We start from the raw sequence: 5,345 nt of genomic DNA, 5'->3' as shown, positions 1-5,345 counted from the left end.
TGGTGCGGCTGGCGCGGGAAACCACCTCGACGCTCGAGCAGGGCCGACGCGAGATCGAACTGCTGCGCTCGCTCGACTCGGGCAAGGTGATCATCGGTTCCGATCCCTGGATGGCCGACATCATCGTCGCACCCGCCCTGTCGAAACTGCTGCGCAAGCACTCGAAGCTGCGCTTCCGTCTGCGCACCCAGGGCTGGGACGAATTGCAGGGCGAACTGCTGGCGCGGAAGGTCGACGTCTACGTGGGCTCGCCGTTCGATGCGCTCGATCCCGGCATCCAGGCGACAACTTACGAGCTGTCATCCCCGGCGATCCTGTGCCGGCGCGGTCACCCGCTGACGCTGATGCCGGAGATCCGCATCAGGGACGTGTTGCCTTATCCCTTGCTGGTGCCCAAGTTGCCGCGCTGGTATCTATCCTGGCTTGCCGAGCAATACAGCGGCGTCGCCGATTCCGAGGAACTCCACGATCTGTTCCTGCAGACCGAGGATTTCACCGTCATCCGCCACATCGTCCACGAAACCGACGCGGTCACGGCCGGCGTGATCCGGGCCTTTCCGGCCGAGTTGTCGCCGTCGGAATTCGTCATGCTCGACATCGCAGACCTCGCCCATGTGCGGGCGCCGGTGGTGGTCGCGACACTTGCCGAGCGGCCGATTCCAGCCGCTGCGGCCGCCTTCATCAGCCAGGTCGTGGAGGAGATCGACCAGCTGCGGAATGCCTTGCAGCAAGTCCGCGCCGGTCGCGCCGCAACAGCTCCAGCGCTTACAGGATGAACCGGCTCAAATCCTCGTTGCCGGCCAGCTTCTCGAGCTTCGAATCGACATAGGCGGCATCGACGGACAAGGTGGTGCCGGCGCGGTCGGAGGCCTCGTAGGCCGCTTCCTCCATCAAGCGTTCGAGCACCGTATGCAGACGACGCGCGCCGATGTTCTCGGTGCGTTCGTTGACCTGCCAGGCGTACTCGGCGAGCCGGCGCAGACCTTCCGGCGTGAATTCCAGAGTCACGCCTTCGGTGGCGAGCAGGGCCTTGTACTGATCGGTCAGCGAATGCGTGGGCTCACTGAGAATCCGCACGAAGTCCTCGGTCTTCAGCGCATCGAGTTCGACCCGGATCGGCAGGCGGCCCTGCAGCTCCGGGATCATGTCGCTGGGTTTGGACATGTGGAACGCGCCGCTGGCGATGAACAGGATGTGATCAGTTTTGATCGCCCCGTGCTTGGTCGACACCGTGCTGCCTTCGACCAGCGGCAGCAGATCGCGCTGCACGCCTTCGCGCGAGACATCTGCGCCGCCGTACTCGCCGCGCTTGCAGACCTTGTCGATCTCGTCGATGAAGACGATGCCGTTGTCCTCGGCGTTCTTCAGCGCTTCGACGCGGATCGCTTCCTCGTCGACCAGCTTGCCGCCTTCTTCCTCAATCAGCAGCTTCATCGCTTCTCTGATCTTCAGCTTGCGGGTCTTCTGCTGGCCGGCGCCGAGGTTCTTGAACATCGCCTGCAGCTGGTTGCTCATGTCCTCCATGCCCGGCGGACCCATGACCTGCATCGGCGGCGGCGCCACGGCGAGCTTCAGCTCGATCTCGGTGTCATCGAGCTTGCCTTCGCGCAGCTTCTTGCGAAACACCTGACGCGCCGCGCCGTTCTCGTTTTCGCGATGGGTGCTGGCTTCGCCGAAGTTGCTTGGCGGTGGCAGCAGGGCATCGAGCACGCGCTCTTCGGCCGCGTCATGCGCCTTGGCCTGAACACGGACGATCGCCTGATCGCGGGTCAGCTTGACGGCGACATCGGCTAGCTCGCGGATGATCGAATCGACATCGCGGCCGACATAGCCCACCTCGGTGAACTTGGTCGCTTCCACCTTCACGAACGGCGCGTTGGCGAGCTTCGCCAGACGACGCGCGATCTCGGTCTTGCCGACGCCGGTCGGGCCGATCATCAGGATGTTCTTCGGCGTGATCTCGCCGCGGATCGCTTCCGGCGTCTGCTGCCGGCGCCAGCGATTGCGCAAGGCGATCGCCACCGCTTTCTTGGCGGCGGACTGGCCGACGATGTGGCGATCGAGTTCGGTGACGATCTCGCGCGGCGTCATCGCGGCTGCGCCGCTTAAGGAGGATTTCAAGACTTCGGGGGGAATTGCGTCATTCATTTCGTTTCTCGACTAGCACTCTCGTCGCGGAGAGCGGCAGTTTCAGCCGATCGTTTCGATCGTCAGATTGTGGTTCGTGTAGATGCAGATGTCGGCCGCGATATGCAGCGAACGTTCGGCGATCTCGCGTGCCGACAGATCAGTCGAGCCGACCAGCGCGCGGGCAGCCGCGGTCGCGAACGAGCCGCCGGAGCCGATCGCCATCACGCCGTGGGCTTCCGGTTCCATGACGTCGCCATTGCCGGAAATCATCAGGGTGGTATCGGCGTCGGCGACCAGCAGCAGCGCTTCGAGGCGGCGCAGGTAGCGATCGGAACGCCAGTCCTTGGCCATTTCGACGGCGGCGCGGGTCAGGTGGCCGGAGTGCTTTTCGAGCTTGCCTTCGAAGCGTTCGAACAGGGTGAAGGCATCGGCGGTGCCGCCGGCGAAACCGGCGATGACCTTGTCGTTGTAGAGCCGGCGCACCTTGCGCGCATTGCCCTTGACCATGGTGTTGCCCATCGACACCTGACCGTCGCCACAGACGCAAACCTGCGTTCCGCGGCGTACGGCGAGGATGGTCGTGCCATCAAACTGTTCCAAGGTTCTTCTCCATCGAGCCCGCTGGCGCGAGCGTTTGCGATGGACAAGTGATTGGGGGCCGGGGGCGACGATTCAAGCGTGTGAAGCAGTGGCCCGTGCTGGCTTGCCAGAGACTCAGACGCGATGTCGGCCGGGCCATGCCCGACATGGACCCCCGCCAGCTAGCTGCAGCGCCGTCGGGCGTGGCCCGACCTACAAAATGACGCTGCGCTAGTCGTCGATGCCCAGTTCCTTGATCTTGCGGGTCAACGTATTACGGCCCCAGCCTAGGCGCCTGGCCGCTTCCTGCCGCTGGCCCTTGCAGGCCACCAGCGCGACTTCGATCAGGGTGCGCTCGAACAATGGCGCGGCGTGGCCCAGCAGATCTTCATCGCCGTTGGCGAAGCGACCCTCGGCCCATACACGCAGGGCTTCGTGCCAATCACCGGAGACGGCTGGCGCGCTGACCGGCGCGGCCGAGTGGCTGATCGGTGCCGGTGCTGCCGGCATCACGGCCGGGACCATCGCCACGGCAACGCTCGGCACCGGGGAGGCGACGGCGGTGCCGATTTCGCCGCTCGGGCGTCCGCGCAGTTCCGGCGGCAGATCTTCCAGATGCACGTCCTGGCCGGGCGCCATCACGGTCAGCCAGCGGCAGGTGTTTTCCAGCTGGCGGACGTTGCCGTGCCAGTCATAAGCCTTCAGCACCGCCAGCACTTCAGGCAGCAGTCGCTTCGGCTCGGTCTTCAGTTCGCGCGCGGCGGCATCGAGGAAGTGGCGCAGCAGCAGCGGGATGTCCTGGCTGCGCTCGCGCAGCGGCGGAATGCGGATGCGGATGACGTTCAGGCGGTGATAGAGATCCTCGCGGAAGCGGCCTTCGGCCACTGCGCGATCGAGGTCCTGATGCGTCGCGGCGATGATGCGCACGTCGACACTGATCGGCGAGATGCCGCCGACGCGGTAGAACAGACCATCCTGCAGCACGCGCAGCAGTCGGGTCTGCAGATCGGCCGGCATGTCGCCGATTTCATCGAGGAACAGCGAACCGCCGTCGGCCTGCTCAAAGCGGCCCTTGCGCTGCATCGCGGCACCGGTGAACGAGCCGCGCTCGTGACCGAAGAATTCCGATTCCAGCAGATCTTTCGGGATCGCCGCCGTGTTGATCGCCAGGAACGGCTTGCTGGCGCGCGGCGAATTGACGTGCAGCGCGCGGGCGATCAGCTCCTTGCCGGTGCCGGATTCGCCGGTGATCAGCACGGTGATCTGCGACTGGCTCAGGCGGCCGATGGCACGAAACACGTCCTGCATCGCCGGCGCTTCACCGATGATCGCGGCGCGCGGTTCCAGGGGCTTCAGTTCCGGGGTGACGACGACGCGCTTCTGCGCGGCGCGGCGAACCAGGCTGGCCACCGAATCGACATCGAAAGGCTTCGGCAGATATTCGAAGGCGCCGCCCTTGAACGAGGACACGGCGGCGTCGAGATCGGAATGCGCGGTGACGATGATCACCGGCAGCTCGGGCTTGGCCGCGCGCACGCGCTCCATCAGCTCCAGACCGTCGAGGCCGGGCATGCGGATGTCGGTGATCATCACGTCGGGCATGTTGTCCGGCGTGGCTTCGGCGAGGGCGTCGAGCAATTCCGCGGCGCCCGGGAAGCTTTCCACACCCATGCCTTCGCGGGTCAGCGACTTTTCCAGCACCCAGCGGATCGATTCATCGTCGTCGACGATCCAGACCCGGATCGGAACGCCGTCCTGCAGCTTCATCACATTCATGTGGCCCATGCTTCGGGTGTTACCGCAGGCTCATTCCGCCGCCGCGCCGACGCCAGCGCGATCAAGCAGGTTGCTCCAGCGGCAAGAAGATCGAGAACACGGTGGTGCCTGGACGCGACTGGCATTCGATAAGCCCACCGTGGGTATTGATCAGATACTGAGCAATCGGCAGGCCAAGACCGGTCCCTTCTGCGCGTGTTGTCACCATCGGGTAAAAAATTTTCTCGATCATCGTCGGCGCGACACCGGAACCGTTGTCCTCGATGTCGATCTGCACCGCCAGGCGGTGACGGACGCCGGCGATCGTGAACTGCCGGCGCATGCGGGTTCGCAGAGTGATCTGCGGGCTGCTGGGCTGCGCCTCGCCGGATAGTGCCTGCATCGCGTTGCGGGCGATGTTCAGCGAGGCCTGGATCAGTTGCTCGCGATCGGCGCGGATTTCCGGGATCGAAGGATCGTAGTCGCGCATCACGTTGAAGCTGCCGCTGCCTTCGGCCTCGATCAACTGGCGCACGTGTTCCAGCACTTCGTGGACGTTGACCATTTCCTTCTGCGGCAGCCGGTTCGGGCCGAGCAGGCGGTTGACCAGGTTCTGCAGCCGATCGGCCTCGCGGATGATCACCCGCGTGTATTCGAGATGTTCGGAATCCGGGAATTCGCGTTCCAGCAACTGCGCCGCGCCGCGAATGCCGCCGAGCGGATTCTTGATCTCGTGCGCCAGGCCGCGAATCAGCTCGCGGCTGGCGCGATGCTGGGCGAGCAATTGTTCGTCACGCGAGATGCGCAGGTGGCGATCGAGCGGCAGCAGTTCCAGCACCAGGCCGGGGCCGCTGAACTGGGCAGGGGTGACGGTCAGGTCG

General features: G+C 64.9%; 5 protein-coding genes. 1 reads left to right on the top strand and 4 read right to left on the bottom strand.

Annotated features, from left to right (window positions below; translation table 11 throughout):
• Positions 1-776 (top strand): LysR substrate-binding domain-containing protein (locus QZY06_RS14430; RefSeq protein ID WP_295685760.1); only part of this gene is annotated, 776 nt, incomplete at its 5' end.
• Here the strand turns inward: QZY06_RS14430 and hslU are convergent.
• The 4 genes from hslU to glnL all read right to left on the bottom strand — a co-directional run.
• The gene (gene hslU, locus QZY06_RS14425; RefSeq protein WP_367275650.1) at positions 766-2,148 is read right to left on the bottom strand and encodes an ATP-dependent protease ATPase subunit HslU; all 1,383 of its coding nucleotides are present in this window, start codon (positions 2,146-2,148) and stop codon (positions 766-768) included. The two genes, QZY06_RS14430 and hslU, sit on opposite strands and share 11 nt — an antisense overlap.
• Before the next feature lie 42 nt (positions 2,149-2,190).
• Positions 2,191-2,730 carry an ATP-dependent protease subunit HslV gene (hslV, locus tag QZY06_RS14420; RefSeq protein ID WP_022976319.1) on the bottom strand — a complete coding sequence of 180 codons (540 nt, stop codon included), beginning with the start codon at positions 2,728-2,730 and terminating at the stop codon, positions 2,191-2,193.
• 210 nt (positions 2,731-2,940) lie between these two features.
• Positions 2,941-4,494, bottom strand: a complete 1,554-nt coding sequence (ntrC, locus tag QZY06_RS14415; RefSeq protein ID WP_295685753.1) for a nitrogen regulation protein NR(I) — start codon at positions 4,492-4,494, stop codon at positions 2,941-2,943.
• A gap of 52 nt (positions 4,495-4,546) precedes the next feature.
• Positions 4,547-5,345, bottom strand: a 799-nt coding sequence (gene glnL / locus QZY06_RS14410; protein WP_295685751.1) for a nitrogen regulation protein NR(II), incomplete at its 5' end; no start/stop codon positions are given.

Origin of the sequence: uncultured Nevskia sp. (genome assembly GCF_903885465.1) — a bacterium.
In the GTDB taxonomy this organism is placed as follows: domain Bacteria; phylum Pseudomonadota; class Gammaproteobacteria; order Nevskiales; family Nevskiaceae; genus Nevskia.
The sequence above is the reverse complement of the archived record's forward strand: the minus strand, read 5'-3'. Positions and strand labels throughout refer to the sequence as shown.

Excerpts from the sequence above, each read along its gene's own strand:
- hslU (WP_367275650.1), bottom strand. The coding sequence starts at position 2,148 with ATGAATGACGCAATTCCCCCCGAAGTCTTGAAATCCTCCTTAAGCGGC.
- ntrC (WP_295685753.1), bottom strand. The coding sequence starts at position 4,494 with ATGGGCCACATGAATGTGATGAAGCTGCAGGACGGCGTTCCGATCCGG.